Source organism: Roseomonas indoligenes (assembly GCF_017813365.1).
Lineage (GTDB): Bacteria > Pseudomonadota > Alphaproteobacteria > Acetobacterales > Acetobacteraceae > Roseomonas > Roseomonas indoligenes.
Window position 1 is genome coordinate 36,390 of the sequence record NZ_JAGIZA010000009.1, and the last position, 14,748, is coordinate 51,137.

At 72.3% G+C, this 14,748-nt stretch carries 10 protein-coding genes; 7 read left to right on the forward strand and 3 right to left on the reverse strand.

Going from position 1 to position 14,748, the window contains the following annotated elements:
- Positions 1-458 precede the first annotated feature (458 nt).
- The gene (locus tag J5Y10_RS15290; RefSeq protein WP_209374902.1) at positions 459-1,625 is read left to right on the forward strand and encodes a glycosyltransferase family 4 protein; all 1,167 of its coding nucleotides are present in this window, start codon (positions 459-461) and stop codon (positions 1,623-1,625) included.
- 256 nt (positions 1,626-1,881) lie between these two features.
- On the opposite strand, the gene asd is transcribed toward J5Y10_RS15290, so the two are convergent.
- On the reverse strand, positions 1,882-2,757 hold the full coding sequence (gene asd / locus J5Y10_RS15295) for an archaetidylserine decarboxylase (RefSeq protein ID WP_209374903.1): 876 nt from the start codon (positions 2,755-2,757) through the stop codon (positions 1,882-1,884).
- Between the two features lie 26 nt (positions 2,758-2,783).
- On the opposite strand from asd, the gene J5Y10_RS15300 reads away from it, so the two are divergent.
- Positions 2,784-4,466 (forward strand): aminotransferase class III-fold pyridoxal phosphate-dependent enzyme, encoded by a 1,683-nt coding sequence (locus tag J5Y10_RS15300; protein WP_209374904.1) that lies wholly within the window; start codon positions 2,784-2,786, stop codon positions 4,464-4,466.
- A 47-nt stretch (positions 4,467-4,513) separates the two neighbouring features.
- Here the strand turns inward: J5Y10_RS15300 and J5Y10_RS15305 are convergent, their stop codons facing one another.
- Positions 4,514-5,167: a hypothetical protein gene (locus J5Y10_RS15305; protein ID WP_209374905.1), complete on the reverse strand. Its 654-nt coding sequence runs from the start codon at positions 5,165-5,167 to the stop codon at positions 4,514-4,516.
- Positions 5,167-5,898 carry a class I SAM-dependent methyltransferase gene (locus J5Y10_RS15310; protein ID WP_209374906.1) on the reverse strand — a complete coding sequence of 244 codons (732 nt, stop codon included), beginning with the start codon at positions 5,896-5,898 and terminating at the stop codon, positions 5,167-5,169. The genes J5Y10_RS15305 and J5Y10_RS15310 overlap by 1 nt, the downstream gene beginning before the upstream one ends.
- A gap of 389 nt (positions 5,899-6,287) precedes the next feature.
- Between J5Y10_RS15310 and J5Y10_RS15315 the strand changes: the two genes are divergently transcribed.
- From J5Y10_RS15315 to J5Y10_RS15335, 5 genes are all read left to right on the forward strand, one after another.
- Positions 6,288-7,019 carry a calcium-binding protein gene (locus J5Y10_RS15315; protein WP_209374907.1) on the forward strand — a complete coding sequence of 244 codons (732 nt, stop codon included), beginning with the start codon at positions 6,288-6,290 and terminating at the stop codon, positions 7,017-7,019.
- A 172-nt stretch (positions 7,020-7,191) separates the two neighbouring features.
- On the forward strand, positions 7,192-8,535 hold the full coding sequence (locus J5Y10_RS15320; RefSeq protein WP_209374908.1) for an NHLP bacteriocin system secretion protein: 1,344 nt from the start codon (positions 7,192-7,194) through the stop codon (positions 8,533-8,535).
- A complete protein-coding gene (locus tag J5Y10_RS15325) occupies positions 8,532-10,721 on the forward strand; it encodes an NHLP family bacteriocin export ABC transporter peptidase/permease/ATPase subunit (RefSeq protein WP_209374909.1) in 2,190 nt (729 codons plus the stop codon). The genes J5Y10_RS15320 and J5Y10_RS15325 overlap by 4 nt, the downstream gene beginning before the upstream one ends.
- A 3-nt stretch (positions 10,722-10,724) precedes the next feature.
- On the forward strand, positions 10,725-13,700 hold the full coding sequence (locus tag J5Y10_RS28760; protein WP_209374910.1) for an ATP-binding cassette domain-containing protein: 2,976 nt from the start codon (positions 10,725-10,727) through the stop codon (positions 13,698-13,700).
- Positions 13,701-14,028: 328 nt separating this feature from the next.
- Entirely contained in the window at positions 14,029-14,724 is a 696-nt protein-coding gene (locus J5Y10_RS15335) for a hypothetical protein (RefSeq protein ID WP_209374911.1), read from the forward strand.
- Positions 14,725-14,748: the final 24 nt, after the last annotated feature.

Consider the following 14,748-nt stretch of genomic DNA (forward strand, 5'->3'; position numbering starts at 1 on the left):
AAGAGTCGTGATATTTTCAGATCGGACCGACACGATAGCCATCTCGATCCGGTCACGACCCGAAAGACGATCGGACTGAAGGACATCGAGACTTCGAATGATCCGGCGGGCGCGAAAAAGGCCCGCGGCCCGCCGGGATCTCCGATCGGCGCATAATCCGGCGCTCAGAAATTAACTTATGTGAAAATTAGAATTGCATGCAATATAAGTTTGTTCCGTTTAACGCGAAAACTTTGTGACAGGGCCGCAGGAGCAACCTGCTCCTCCCCCCCGTTGCCGCGCCCGCAACAACCCGGCGCGGGTCACACAAGATTCACGCCGTGCGCGCCCGCGCCTGCGTAAGGACACGGCCGGCACGTCGGTGCCGCCGCACAACGGCAACGGGTTCGATCTTGGCAGGAGGGAGCTCTCGGCTTGGGACCTGACGCTTACGGCCGCCATCGGTTGACCCGCTGCTGATGCGATCCACCACCCCCGCCGGGGCAGGCTTCGGTGCCCTGGGCCGCGTGTCTGGCACGGCGCCTCCCGTCCGCAAGGCCGGGGAAGCCGCGCAGGCCACGGCAAACCGGCACGCGCGCGGTGCCGAGGGGGTGTCCGGCCCCGCATCGCCCGCCCGCATCCTCATCGTCACCGATGCCTGGCGCCCCCAGGTGAACGGCGTCGTCCGCACCCTCTCTACCGTGGTGGAGCACCTCCGTACCCGCGGCGACGTGGTGGAAGTGATCGGGCCGGAGCGCTTCCCCACCGTCGCCCTGCCCTCCTACGCCGAGATCCGCCTCGCCCTCGTCCGCAGCGGCCGCTTCGCCGGCATGGTGGACGCCTTCGCCCCCAGCGCCATCCACATCGCCACCGAAGGACCCCTCGGCTGGGCCGCGCGCCGCCTGTGCCGCCGGCGCAACTGGCCTTTCACCACGTCCTTCCACACGCGCTTCCCGGAATACCTCCATCTCCGCGCCCACGTCCCCCAGGCGCTCTCCTGGGCGCTGCTGCGCCGCTTCCACGCCCCCGCCGCCGCCACCCTCGCCGCCACCACCTCCCTGCTCGGCGAGTTGGAGTCCCGCGGCTTCCGCCACCTGCGCCGCTGGTCCCGTGGCGTGGACCTGGACCGCTTTCCAGCCGCGCCCCGCGACCCCTGGCCCGGCTTGCCGCGCCCGGTCTTCCTCTATGCCGGCCGCGTCGCCGTGGAGAAGAACATCGAGGCCTTCCTTTCCCTCGACCTGCCCGGCTCCAAGGTCGTGGTCGGCGACGGTCCCCACCGCGCCGCCCTCCAGGCCCGCTTCCCCGAAGCCCGTTTCACCGGCTACCGCGAAGGCGTGCCCCTCGCCGCCGCCTATGCCGGGGCCGACGTTTTCGTTTTCCCCTCCCGCACCGACACCTTCGGCTTGGTGCTGCTGGAAGCGCTGGCCACCGGCACCCCCGTCGCCGCCTTTCCCGTCACCGGCCCGCTGGACGTACTCGGCGGCGCGACCGAACCCGTGGGCGCCCTGGACGAGGACCTCCGCGCCGCCTGCCTCGCCGCCCTCGGCGCGGACCGCGCGGCCTGTCGCCGCCACGCCGCGAAATGGTCCTGGGCCGCCTCGGCCACGCAGCTGCGGGACGCGCTGGCCGCCCTTCCCCAGGGGTGACGGGGGAATGCTGCCTCTGACAGGTCCGGAACCCGGGGGCGCCGCCCCCTGGAACCCCCGCCAAGAGGCTGAGCCTCCTGGACCTGCATTCGGCTGCCGCGGGAGCGATCCGGCCCTTGCAGTCGCCTCGGGTCATCGACCCGAGGCGCATCGTCAGCGACGTGATTCCAGCTTGAAGAAAAAGATGATGGAGAGGGGGCCGGGGAGAGGAAGAGTTCCTTTCTCCTCTCCCCGGGACATCCTGCCGCCGCCAGCATCACACGGGAAGCCGTATCAGCGCCTGCCCCGCACGGATCGTATCGCCTTCCCGCACCGCCTCGTGCAGCCGGAAGCCCGGCGGCGCGAAGAGCACGATGGTCGAGCCGTGCTGGAACCACCCCATCTCGTCGCCCTTGCGGAGCGGCACGTCGCAGGGGATGCGGCGCGGTCCGGCTTCGCGCAGATCCAGTTCGCCGCCGAGGAAACCCAGGCGGATGCTGGCGACGAGGATGGCGGCCACCGGCACGAGGGTGATGACATGGCCCGTGCCGGCCAGCCGCGCGCGGATCGGCGCGCGCTCGTTCTTGCAGAACAGGCGCTCGATCCGCTTCAGCGCGATAGGGTTCACGTTCCAGGTGTCGCCGGAGATGTAGGTTACCGACTCCACCCGCAGGTCGTGCGGCGCGTGGAAGCGGTGGTACATGGCGGAGGTGAGGCGCAGCGTGACGTAGCTGCCGCCCTCGTAGCGCGCCGCTTCAGCCTCGTCGCCCAGCAGGTCGCGCAGCGGGTAGGGAAAGCCCTTCACCTGCAGCACCTGGCCCCTCTCCACCGTGCCGTGGGCGCCGAGGATGGCATCGCTGGGGCTGGCGAGGATCGTGGCGTCCGGATCGGCGGGGCGCGCGCCATCCTTCAGTTGCCGGATGAAGAGGTCGTGCAGGCTGCGGAACCGCGCCTGCCGCGCGTCGCTGAGGTCGAGGTCGGTGAAGAGCCGCCACGTGGCGATCGAGAGATCGCGCACCACCGGGTTCTCGATCCGGCTGAACCAGCCGATGAAGCGCGTCGCCAGGCGGCGCGGGATCCTGTTGGTCAGGAGGAAGTTGATGTCCTCCTGCTGCGCCACCCGCGCGAGGGTGGAGCGGAATATCGGCATCATTGTCAGCCCTGTCTGGGAATACTGGAATGTTGAGCACGCAGATCGGTGCCCTCGCGCCCTACGCCGCGGGGGCGGGCGCCCTCGCCGCGCTCTTCGTGAAGGGTCGTGCACGCCTCGCGCTGTCCCGCGCGAAGCACCGATCGCTGACGGGGCACGCCCGCATGGCCCGCCGCGTCGCCTCCCTCATTCCCTATTATGAATACGGCGAGGAACGCTTCTTCTCCTCGGACGGCGCGTCGAAGGATGTGGTCGCGCGCCGGCGCGAGGGGTTCCACCGCCTCGCCGCCCTTTACCGCGCACGCTTCCCGCTGAGCGCCGCTATCACGGAGGAGGTGAAGGAAGGCCTGTCGGACCTGCAGTTCACCGCCGCCTACCGCGTGCCCTTCCAGTACAGCCGCTACCTGCGAGAGCACCTCTCCGGCGGCTCCTTCCTTGCCTCCTCGGCGGGGGTGACGGTAACGGACCTGGACGGCAACGCACTCTACGACCTTACCGGTTCCTACGGCGTGAACCTGATGGGCTACGACTTCTACAAGGACTGCATCGAGGAGGGCGCGGCGCGCGTGCGCGACCTCGGCCCCGTGCTCGGCGCCTATCATCCGGTGGTGGCGGAGAATGTCGCACGGCTGCGCGCCCTCTCCGGGCTGGAGGAGGTCTCCTTCCACATGTCCGGCACGGAAGCGGTGATGCAGGCCGTGCGGCTGGCGCGTTATCACACCGGCCGCTCGCACCTCGTCCGGTTCTCCGGCGCCTATCACGGCTGGTGGGGCGACGTGCAGCCCGGCATCGGCAACCCCGTGCCGGCAGACCGGACCTATACCCTGGCCGAGATGTCGGAGCGCACGCTGCACGTGCTGCGGACGCGCGGGAACATCGCCTGCGTGCTGGTGAACCCGCTGCAGGCGCTGCATCCGAATGCGGGGGCGCCGGCGGACTCCTCGCTGGCCGATAGCGGCCGCCGCGCCGGCTACGACCGCGCCGCCTACACGGCCTGGCTGCACCAGCTCCGGCAGGTCTGCACGGAGCGCGGCATCGCCCTGATCGTCGACGAGGTCTTCATGGGCTTCCGCCTCGCCCCGGGCGGCGCGCAGGAGTACTTCGGCGTGCGCGCCGACCTCGTCACCTACGGCAAGACCCTCGGCGGCGGCCTTCCCATCGGCGCGCTCTGCGGCACGCGCGCGCTGATGCGCCGCTACCGCGACAGCAATCCCGTGGACGTCTGCTTCGCCCGCGGCACCTTCAACTCCCATCCCTATGTCATGGGCACGATGGACGCCTTCCTGCGGCGCCTGGGAACACCGGAGGTGCTGGCCCTCTACGACGGGCTGGAGGAGCGCTGGGCCGGCCGGGCCGATGCGCTGAACGCGCGGCTGGCGGCGGCGGGCCTGCCGGTGAGCGTTGCCGGCATGTCCACGGTCTGGACCGTCCTCTACGCGCGCCCGTCGCGCTACAACTGGATGCTGCAATACTACCTCCGGGCGGAGGGCCTGGCGCTGAGCTGGGTGGGGACGGGGCGGCTGATCTTCAGCCTGAACTACGGGGATGCCGAGTTCGCGGCGGTGGCGGACCGCTTCGTGGCCGCCGCGCGGGCGATGGAGCGGGACGGCTGGTGGGCCGGGCCGGAGACCACGAACAAGGCCATCCGGCGCGGGATCCTGCGGGAGATGCTGCGCCACCGTGGCGGGCGCCGGGCCGCGGAGGCGGCCTGATCCCACCCGCGCCCCGGCTCCACCGGGGCGCGGAATGGGCGCGGGGTTCAGGCCTTGCGCTCTTCCGCCTCGGGTACCCAGTGCTCGTCCTCCTCCGCATGGCCTCGGCCATGGGCAGGGTCGATCAGCTGGCCCTGCAGCAGGTAGCCGGGGGCGCGGTGGTAGAGCTTGATGTCGTGGAACGGGTCCGTGATGATCTTCGTGGCCCAGACCAGCGCCGTCCGCACGTCCCGGATGATGATCAGCTGCGCCACGCGGAACAGCAGCCCGCCGATGCCGACGAAAAACCAGAGCATTCCCACATTGTGCACGAAGCCGCCGAAGCCCTCATGCGGCGTCATCAGCCCGAACAGGCTGGGGTCGAGCACCAGCAGAAGGGGTGAGGCCGCCCAGAACGCCATGAGGACGATCTTGCGGTTCAGGTTGTACCCGACCTTGATCTTCTCCTTGTGCTCGTGCGTCGCCTCGTTGACGTGGTCATAGCCCCGCGGCTCGAAGAAGAAGTGCCCGGCCTGGCGGCTGTTCATGGAGATGAGCCACGCGATCAGGGCGGCCGTGGCAGGATCCTTGAACGCGACCATGTAGGCGCAGAGGAAGCTGATCGCGCTGAGCAGGTGCAGGCTCTGGTTGATCCGGCTGTGGTGGTAGTAGCGGTGGTCGTCCCAACGCTGTTCCCGCAGCTGCTCGAAAAATCCGTTCATCACGACTCCTTATGGGGTGACGAGGCCATGCGCTGCGCCACCGGCCCCCCGCCGGTGGACGCGGCCATGCTGCTGGTGGCCTTCGCGGACCGCGCGTCCTTGGTGATGCGGACGAGCGAGAAATGGCCGAGCGGCGGCAGCGGGCGCCGTTCGAGAAGCTTCGCGCCCGCGGCGCCGGCGACCCAGTCCGCGTAGCGGCTCCAGGGGAACTCGGTGCGCCAGCCCAGCCGGCTGGTCACGGGCATCAGCGCGCGCTCGATCGTGCCGCGCAGCCCCGATTCCGCGCCCACCCGCGTGGCGATGATGATCTCGCCGCCCGGCCGCACCACGCGCAGGAACTCGTCCAGCGCGCGCTCGGGGTTCGGCACGGCGGTCACGACGTACTGCGCCACGATCACGTCGAAGCTGTCGTCCCCGAAGGCCAGCCGCTCCGCGTCCATCACGGCCAGCCCGCCGACATGGCCGAGCCCCTGGCGCTCCACCCGGCCGCGCGCCTTCCAGAGCATCGGGGCGGAGATGTCCATCCCGAAGATCGTGTTCTCCCGCCGGTAGCCGGCAAGCGACAGGCCGGTGCCGACACCCACCTCCAGGATGCGGCCGCCGACGCGCTCGGCGGCCTGGGTCGCCACGCGGCGCCCCTCGCGGAACACCGGCCCGAAGACCAGGTCGTAGATCGGCGCCCAGCCGTCATAGGCGAGGGCGACGCTGTCCGCCCCATTCCTCTCGGTCAACTCTCGTGATCCTCAGCGGTGAATCGGCGGCGGCAGCCCCGCACTCCCGGGCAGGGGGCGGGCATCAGGCGGCGTGCGGGCGGGCGCGAGCACAGCATCATGTCGTCACGACTGCAGCCAACCGTCTCTGAACGGGTGGACGAAGTGTCACGGAACGCGCGGGGTTACCAGCGACGGAATTCCGGCAGAACCGTTGCGGAAAGATGACAGTCCGGAACGTCGGGGATTCCCGCCCGATCGGTGCCGGCATGGGCTCCGTCTCCGCCGAGGTCAGGGCCGCGGGTTCCATCGATAGGCGTTGACGATGGGTCAGATCGACACGGCCACTATAGGCAAGGTTTCCGACAATCGGCATGGTTGCGAAACCAAAACCCGTAAGGAAGACCGATATGACCCGGAAGCCCATCGATTCCGCAGCCCTCGAGAAGGTGGTCGGCGGCGCCTACCTCCCCGGCACGGACGGGCACGACACGACGATCGGAACCAACGAGGCCGACAGCATCGTCCTCGGCGCCGGGAACGACTACGCGGAAGGCCGCGGCGGCAACGATTACATCGATGCCGGCGCGGGCCATGACGAGGTCTACGGCGATGCCGGGGACGACGCGATCTTCGCCGGCGCGGGCAACGACTTCGCGGCCGGCGGCGCGGGCAACGACTACATCGAGGGCAATGACGGCGACGACGTGATCCTCGGCGAAGCCGGCACCGATGCCCTGACCGGCGGCGCGGGCAACGACATCGTCGTCGGCGGCGACGGCGCGGACAACCTCCAGGGCGACGCCGGCGACGACACCCTGATCGGCGGCTTCAGCGACCGCGCCGCGGACTCCGCCTTCGGCGGCGAGGGCAACGACACCTTCTCCTGGAGCCCCGGCGGTGGCAACGACTACTTCGACGGCGGCAACGGGCGCGACGCGCTGACGATCTCGGGCATGACCATGGCCCAGCTCCAGCAGGGCCTGCAGGTCTACACCCCCGGGCTGCAGCTGCTGGAGAACAGCGCCGGCGGCGTCTCCTTCGTCAATTCCCAGGGCCAGCCGCAGTCCTTCAGCGGCCAGCTGACCATCGGCGGCGAGACGCTGCGCTTCGACAACGTGGAGCGCCTCCAGGTCGGCTGAGGCGCCGGGCGGGAGGAGGCCCCCCTTCCCGCACCACCCGGGCGCCTTTCCCCTGGAGCCGGCTGGTACCCCAGCCGTTTCCTTCTCTGCAATTCCCTTCGTTCCGGGGCAGGGGCATAGTCACGCGGGGGCCAGGATCGCCGGGCTCTCCCAAGAAGGTCCGATCCCCGGCATGTCCCAGCCCCCCCTCTTTCGCAGCCAGGCCGTCGCCGAGGCCGCAGCGCCGGACCGCTATGACGAGCCGCTCCGCGTCATGCGCCCCTGGAACTGGGTGGTGGGCGGATCGCTCCTCGCCCTCGCCGTCATCGGGCTCGTCTGGTCCTCCCTGGTGGACGTGCCGCTGAAGGTCACGGGGCGCGGGATCCTGCTGCCCTCCGGCGGCGTGGTGGACATCGTGGCGGACACGGATGGCCGGATCGACCGGCTCGTCGCCCGGCCGGGCGACCACATCCGGGCCGGCCAGTCCATCGCGACGGTGGACCAGTCCGAACTGCGCCTCCAGCTCGCCCTCGCCGAGGGCCAGGCCGCCGACGCGCTCCGCCATCGCGACGAGCTGCGCGCCTTCCACGGGCGGGAGACGGCGGCGGCCGAGGCCTTCCGCACGGCGCGGGACGCGGCGCTGGCCGGCAACCTGCGGATGCTGGACGAGCGGCTGGGCATGATGACCCAGCGCGAGGAGGTGATGCGCGGGCTGATGCAGCAGAACCTCATCAACCGCGACCGCGCCCTCTATGCCCGGGTGGAGGTGTTCCAGGTGCGTGAGCAGATGGCCACCTCGCGGAACGAGCGGGAGCAGCTCGTGCTCGACCAGGCGATGAAGCGCACCCAGCAGGAGCGCGAGGCGCTGGAGGCCGAGCGGCGCGTGGACGAGACGGCGCGCCAGGTGGAAGCGCTGCGCACCCGCCTCGGCCGGCTGGGCGAGGTGCTGGCACCCTATTCCGGCACGGTGGTGGAGCAGAAGGCGAATGACGGCCAGGTGGTGCAGCGCGGCACCGCCCTGCTGACGGTGGAGCGCGACCCGGAGGGCGGCGCCGGCGCGCTGGTGGCCGTGGTCTATGTCACCGCGCAGGACGGCAAGCGCCTCTCCCCCGGGCTGGAGGTGGAGGTCTCCCCCTCCTCCACACGGCGGGAGGAGGATGGCTTCATCCACGGCCGGATCACCCGCGTGGCCCATGCCCCCTCCTCCTCCGCCGGGCTGCTGCGGACCCTGCAGAACGACCAGCTCGTGCGGAACTTCACCACGGAGCTCGGCGCGCCCTTCGAGGTGGAGGTAGCGCTCTCGCCCGATCCCGCCACGCGCAGCGGGCTGCGCTGGTCCACCGCCACCGGGCCGGATTTCCCCATCGAATCCGGCACCCTCGCGGGCGCCGACATCACTGTGCGCTCCGTCCGCCTGATCGGCCTTGCCTTCCCCGCCGTGCGGGGCTGGCTGACCCGCAACGCCGAGGCGTCAACGTCGCCGGGCGCGGCAGGGGCCGCGACATCCAAGGGCGCGGCAGGGGCCGCGACACCTTGAGCGCCACGGTGGCCGCCGCCCCGCCCCGCGCGCGGCCCGGGCGGGTCCGCACGCCCACGCTGCTCCAGATGGAGGCATCGGAGTGCGGCGCCGCGGCGCTGGGCATCGTGCTCGGCAGCTACGGCCGTTGGGTGCCGCTGGAGGAGCTGCGCGCCGCCTGTGGCGTCTCCCGCGACGGCAGCCGGGCCAGCCACGTCGCGGCCGCGGCGTCGGAATATGGCCTGGCGGTGGAGGCCTTCCGGGTGGAGCCGGCCGACCTGCCGGGCATGGCGATGCCCCTGATCGCCCATTGGGGCATGAACCACTTCGTCGTCATCGAGGGGGTGGACCGCAGCGGCGCCCGCATCAACGACCCCGCCACCGGCCCGCGCCGCATCACGGCGGAGGAACTGGACCGCAATCTCACCGGCGTCGTCCTCTCCCTGCGCCCGGGGGAGGGCTTCCGGCGCGGCGGGGAAAGGCCGCGGGCGCTGCGCGGCATCCTGCGCCGGCTGCGCGGCAACGGGGCGGGCTTCGGCTTCCTTCTCGGCCTGAGCCTGCTGATGACGATCCCGGCGCTGCTGGTCCCCGCCTTCTCCCAGGTCTTCGTGGACGACGTGCTCGTCGGCCGCTTCGAGAGCTGGCTGCAACCGCTGCTCTGGGGCATGGCCGGCACCTCCCTCCTCATGGGCCTCATCACCTGGTTGCAGCTGGACCTGCTGCTGCGGCTGGAGACGCGGCTCTCCGTCTCCGGCTCCGCCGCCTTCCTGGACCGGCTGACGCGGCTTCCCGTCGCCTTCTTCGCCCAGCGCCACCCTGGCGACATCGCCGGCCGCGTGGCGCTGAACGACCGCATCGCGCGGCTGGTCTCGGGCGATGTCGGGCGCGGGTTGCTCGGCCTCGTCACCGCGCTCGCCTACGCCGCCGCGATGCTGCTCTACGACCCGTTGCTGGCGGGCATCGTGGTCCTCGCCGCGGCCGTGAACCTCGGCGCCCTCGTCGGCCTCGGCCGCTCGCTCAGCGACGACAACGGGCGCCTCCTCTCCCGCAACCTCCGCACGGAGGGGCTGGCGCGGGGCGGGCTGCGGATGATCGAGACCTACCGGTCCTCTGGCGGCGAGGGCCTGCTGCTGGCCCAGCTCGCGGGCACGCGGGCCGGCGCCGCCAACGTCACCCAGCGGCTCGCGCTGCGGCGCGCCCTGCTGGAGGGGCTGCCGGCCTTCATCGCCATCGCCGCCTCCGCCGCCGTGCTCGTCCTCGGCGGGCGCCGAATCATGGATGGCACGATGACCGTCGGCCAGCTCGTCGCCTTCCAGGCCCTCACCACCGGCTTCATGGGGCCGGTTGCCCAGCTAGTCGGCGTCGCCACCCAGATGCAGGACGCGAAGGCGAACCTCACCCTGCTGGAGGACACGCTGCACCACCAGCTAGCGCCGGAATTCGAGACCGCGCCCGCCCCGGCCGGCACGCGCCGCGCCGGCGCGCGGCTGGCCGGCCATGTGGCGCTGCGCGACATCGTCTTCGGCCACAGCCGCCTCGCCCCGCCCCTGCTGGACGGCGTCTCCATCACGATCGAGCCCGGCCGCCGCCTCGGCATCGTCGGCGGCTCCGGCTCCGGCAAGTCCACCCTCGCCCTGCTGATCGCCGGCCTTTACCGCCCCTGGTCCGGCGAGGTGCTGATCGACGGAAGGCCGATCGAGGGCATCCCGCGCGCGGAGCTCCGGCGGGAGGTCTCGGTGATGGACCAGCAGGGCTTCCTCTTCGACGGCACAGTGCGCGACAACATCGCGATGTGGGATCCCACCCTGGCCGACGAGCGCCTGGTGGAGGCCGCGCAGGACGCGATGATCCACGACGAGATCCTGGCCCGCCGCGGCGGCTATGCCGGCCCCGTGGCAGAGGAGGGGCGCAACTGGTCCGGTGGCCAGCGCGCGCGGATGGAGCTGGCCCGCGCCATCGTCACCGACCCCGCGATCCTCGTGCTGGACGAGGCGACGGCGGCGCTGGACAACGCGGCGGAGGCGGCGGTCATGGCCAATCTACGCCGGCGCGGCTGCACCATGGTCGTCATCGCCCACCGCCTGGCGCTGGTGCGGGACTGCGACGAGGTGATCGTGATGGAGGCGGGCCGCATCGTGCAGCGCGGCCACCCGGACGACCTCGCGGCCGCCCCCGGCCCCTTCCGCACCATGCTGGCGAGTGGCTGAGCCGTGCCCGACGACATCGCCCCCCCGCCCCCTGCCCTGCAGGACGCCGCGGCGCCCGGACTATCGCCGCGGCCGCGCCCGATCCCCCTGGCCATCCCCCTTCCGGCCCATGCGCCGCTTCGGCTGGACGATCCCGCCGCCCGCTGGATCGTTGCCGCCGGCACCGTCACCCTCTTCGCCACCGCCGCCCCGCAGCCCCCGGCGACGGAGGGGCCGCGGCGCTATGTCGGCACCCTCCGCGCCGGCGAGATGCTCTGCGGCGTCGGCACCGCCATGACCGGCGCCACCCTCCTCGCCATCGGCGGCGCCGATACACGGCTGCTGCCCCTGCCCGAGCGGAAGGATGAGGACGCGACCGCCCGGCTCGCCGTCGCGGTGGAGGGCTGGGGCCGTGCCCTCGCCTCCGGCCTCGCCCGCCCCATGTCGCCCCGCCCGCGCACGGATATCGCGGTTTCCGGCGGCACCGGCACGCTCTATCCCCCCGCCGGCGCCGTGGTCGCCGCGCGGGGCGCGCCGGCCTGGGCCCGCATCGGCGGCGGGGGCTGGCTGCTGCTGGGGCTGGAGCCCGTGGAGGGACTGATCCCCCTGCCGGCGGAGGCCTGGCTGGTCGCCGGGGGCGGCAGCCTCCAGCCGATCCTGGCCGAGACCGCCCTCGCGGACCCGGACTGGGAGGACGGGCTCGCCGCCCTCAACGCCGCTTTCCTAGACGCCCTGCCCGCCGCCCTGGCCCTGAGCGCCGCCGACGAGCTGAACCGCCGCCACCTGCGCGAGGAGCGCGAGGCCGAGGCGGAGGCCGAGGGGCGCGCCTCCTTCGCCGCCATCCTCGGCAACCCCGTGGAGCGGCCCGAGCCGGCGAACGCCGACCCGCTGATGCCGGTGTTCCGCGCCGTCGCCGCGGGCCTCGGCCTTCGCGCCCGCCGGCTGGTGCGCGTCCGTAGCACCGACGTGGACGCCACCTCCACGCTGGAGGAGCTGGCCCGCGCCTCCGGCCTGCGCCTCCGCCCCGCCTATCTGGAGGGGCGCTGGTGGGAGGAGGATCACGGCCCCCTTTTCACCGCGCGGGCGGATGGCGCCACCGTCGGCCTGCTGCCGGAGGGGCGCGGCTACCGCATCGTCACCCCGGAGCACCCCGGCGGCGCGAGGCTGGATGCCGCAATGGCGAAGGCCCTGTCGCGGGAGGCCCAGGCCCCGATCCTGCCCCTGCCGCGCAAGGTCCTCGGCCTGTTGGACCTTGTCGGGGCGGGGATGCGGCGCACCGGCGGGGACGTGACGGCGATCTTCGCCACCATGCTTATCGGCGCGGCCCTCGGCCAGGCCGTGCCGCTGGCCACCGGCGTCGCCTTCACCCTTCTCATCCCCGGCGGCCACCTGCCGGAACTGGCGCAGCTCGGCCTCGCCATGGTCGTGGTCGCCGCCGTGGCCTGGGCGACGCGGCTGGGCGGGGAGATCGCGCGCCAGCGCATCGAGGCGCGCGCCGCCCCCGCCCTGCACGCCGCGATCTGGGACCGGGTGGTCCGCCTGCCCCTCTCCATCCTCAACCGCCAGACCGTGGGCGAGACGGCGGGCCGTGCGGCCTCGGCCATCTCGCTCGCCGGGCAGCTCCGCGGCTTTCTCTTCGCCGCCGTCTCCGCCGTCTCCATCATCCTCTCCGCCAGCGTCGTGATGCTCGTCTCGCAGCCCCTGGCCGCCGCGATCGGCCTCAGCCTGCTCGCGGTCCAGATCGCCGCCGCCAACCTGGCTGGCTGGCTGCAGGCCCGCGCCTACGCCACGGGGGAGGCGCTGTCGGGCCTGGCGGACGCCATGGTGTTCCAGATCGTCTCCGGCCTCGTGAAGCTGCGCCTGGCGGGCGCGGAGCACCGCGCGGCCGGCGTCTGGGCCGCCCGTTTCGCCGGAATGCGCGCCCGCCTGGCCGCCTCCCGCCGCATCGGCAACGGCTACGACGCTTTCGCGGCCGGCTTCGCCGTGCTCTCCACCGCCGCCGCCTTCCTCGTCATTGCGGGGCTCCAGAAGGTCGAGCCGGGGCAGGCGCCCCCTTCCCTCTCCTCCGTCATGACCTTCCTCTCGGCCTACGGGCTGATGGCCGGGTCCGGCACGCAGCTCGCCCGTGCCGTCTTCTCGCTCTGGCTGATGGCGCCCAGCTATCGCTTCGCCAAGCCGCTGCTGGAATCCCTCCCGGAGGCCGAGGAGGGCCGCGTGGACCCCGGCCGTCTCAGCGGCGCGCTGGAGCTGTCCAACCTCGCCTTCCGCTACGGCCCGAGCGATCCCTGGATCTTCGCCGGCCTCAGCCTGCGCGTGGAGCCCGGCGAGTTCATCGCGATCGTCGGCCGGTCGGGCGCCGGCAAGTCCACCCTCGTGCGCCTCCTCCTCGGGCTGGAGCAGCCCGCCAGCGGCGCCATCTTCATGGACGGCCACGACCTGCGCGCGCTCGACCTCGGCGTGCTGCGACAGCAGGTCGCCACCGTGCTGCAGGCCGGGCGCGTGCCGCCCGGCAGCGTGCGCGACGCCGTGCGCGGCCTCACCCCCGCCAGCGATGCCGCCGTCTGGGCCGCGCTGGACGCGGCGGCCCTCGGCGCCGACATCCGCGCCATGCCCATGGGGCTGGAAACCGTGCTGACGGATGCCAGCCGCGTCCTCTCCGGCGGTCAGGCCCAGCGTCTGCTGCTCGCCCGCGCGCTGCTGCAGAAGCCCGCGGTGATGATCCTGGACGAGGCGACGAGCGCCCTCGACAACGTCACCCAGCGCGCCACCATGCGCGCCATCCGCACGGTCTCGGCCACCCGCATCGTCATCGCCCACCGCCTCTCCACGATCCGCCACGCGGACCGCATCGTCGTGCTGGACAACGGCCGGATCGCGGAGACCGGGAGCTTCGACGAACTGATCCGGCGCAAGAACGGCCTCTTCGCCCGCCAGTTCGCGGAGGAGGCGCGCTGGCAGGCTTCGACCCGGCGCGCGGGGTCCGGCGCGGCCCTGTCCTGATGGGGCCGGAGCCAGGGGGCGCTGCCCCCTGGAACCCCCGCCAAGGGCCTGAGGCCCTTGGATCCCCGTCTGGCTGCCGCCCGCGCCGGCCTGACTTGGGGTCTCGGCATGGTGGCCTGATCCTGCCCTTGCAGTCGCCGGAGGTCGTCGACCTCAGGCGCACCGTCAGCGGGACGATCCCAACTCGAAGAAAAGGATGATGGGTTCGAAGCACTGCTTCGAACGGGTCCGGGGAGAGGAAGAATTCCTTCTTCCTCTCCCCGGGCCAGACCGACAGCGAAGAATCGGCACCACCCTCCGTTAACCCTTGCGCCCTAACCTCCCGGCCATGAGCACGCAGGCAGTGCAGGCTATCGCGCCACGGACCGCCCGCCCGGCGAAGGCCGTGGCAAAGACGGCGGACTTCAAAGGCGCGCTGGTCCGCGCCCAGGCCCCTTTCGCGCCCGCTCCCCGGCCCAGTGCCGCGGCGACGACCACGGCGGCGCGCGCGGTGGACTCCTCGTTCCGTAACCGCATCGCCGCGCAGGAGAGCGCGGGCGCCGGCTGGGCGGCCCGCAACGCGGCGTCCGGTGCCCTCGGCCGCTATCAGATGCTTCGGGTTGCCCTGCGCGACATCGGCTGGCAGGGCGCGGATGGCGGCTGGACGGAGCGCGCGGCGGCCCTGGGCGTGCGGAGCGAGGCGGATTTTCTCGCCAGCCCCGCCGCGCAGGAGACTGCGATGAGCCAGTACCTCCAGCGCACGGAGCGTCAGCTTGCCGCCAATGGTGCGCTGGATGCTGCGGGGCGCATCGTCACGGCCACGGACGGGCAGCCCCTGGCGATCACGCAGGCCGGCCTTGTCGCCGCCGCCCACCGGCGTGGTGCGGGCACCGTGGCCCGCTGGCTGGATCATCGCACCCGCACGCCGGACGCGCCGCTGCCGGAAGCAACCCGCACCGCCTTTGCCAGCGTGGAGCGCCGCCTGCGCGACTTCGCCGGGACCAGCCTGGCCACGCGGCCCGCTGCCGGGGCGCCTCCCGCATGATCGGTGCGGGTTCGGGAACTTCTG

What these genes read in the sequence shown, in the direction of transcription:
- J5Y10_RS15290 (WP_209374902.1), top strand. Translation starts at nt 459, where the DNA reads ATGCGATCCACCACCCCCGCCGGGGCAGGCTTCGGTGCCCTGGGCCGC.
- asd (WP_209374903.1), bottom strand. Translation starts at nt 2,757, where the DNA reads ATGATGCCGATATTCCGCTCCACCCTCGCGCGGGTGGCGCAGCAGGAG.
- J5Y10_RS15300 (WP_209374904.1), top strand. Translation starts at nt 2,784, where the DNA reads ATGTTGAGCACGCAGATCGGTGCCCTCGCGCCCTACGCCGCGGGGGCG.
- J5Y10_RS15305 (WP_209374905.1), bottom strand. Translation starts at nt 5,167, where the DNA reads ATGAACGGATTTTTCGAGCAGCTGCGGGAACAGCGTTGGGACGACCAC.
- J5Y10_RS15315 (WP_209374907.1), top strand. Translation starts at nt 6,288, where the DNA reads ATGACCCGGAAGCCCATCGATTCCGCAGCCCTCGAGAAGGTGGTCGGC.
- J5Y10_RS15320 (WP_209374908.1), top strand. Translation starts at nt 7,192, where the DNA reads ATGTCCCAGCCCCCCCTCTTTCGCAGCCAGGCCGTCGCCGAGGCCGCA.
- J5Y10_RS15335 (WP_209374911.1), top strand. Translation starts at nt 14,029, where the DNA reads ATGAGCACGCAGGCAGTGCAGGCTATCGCGCCACGGACCGCCCGCCCG.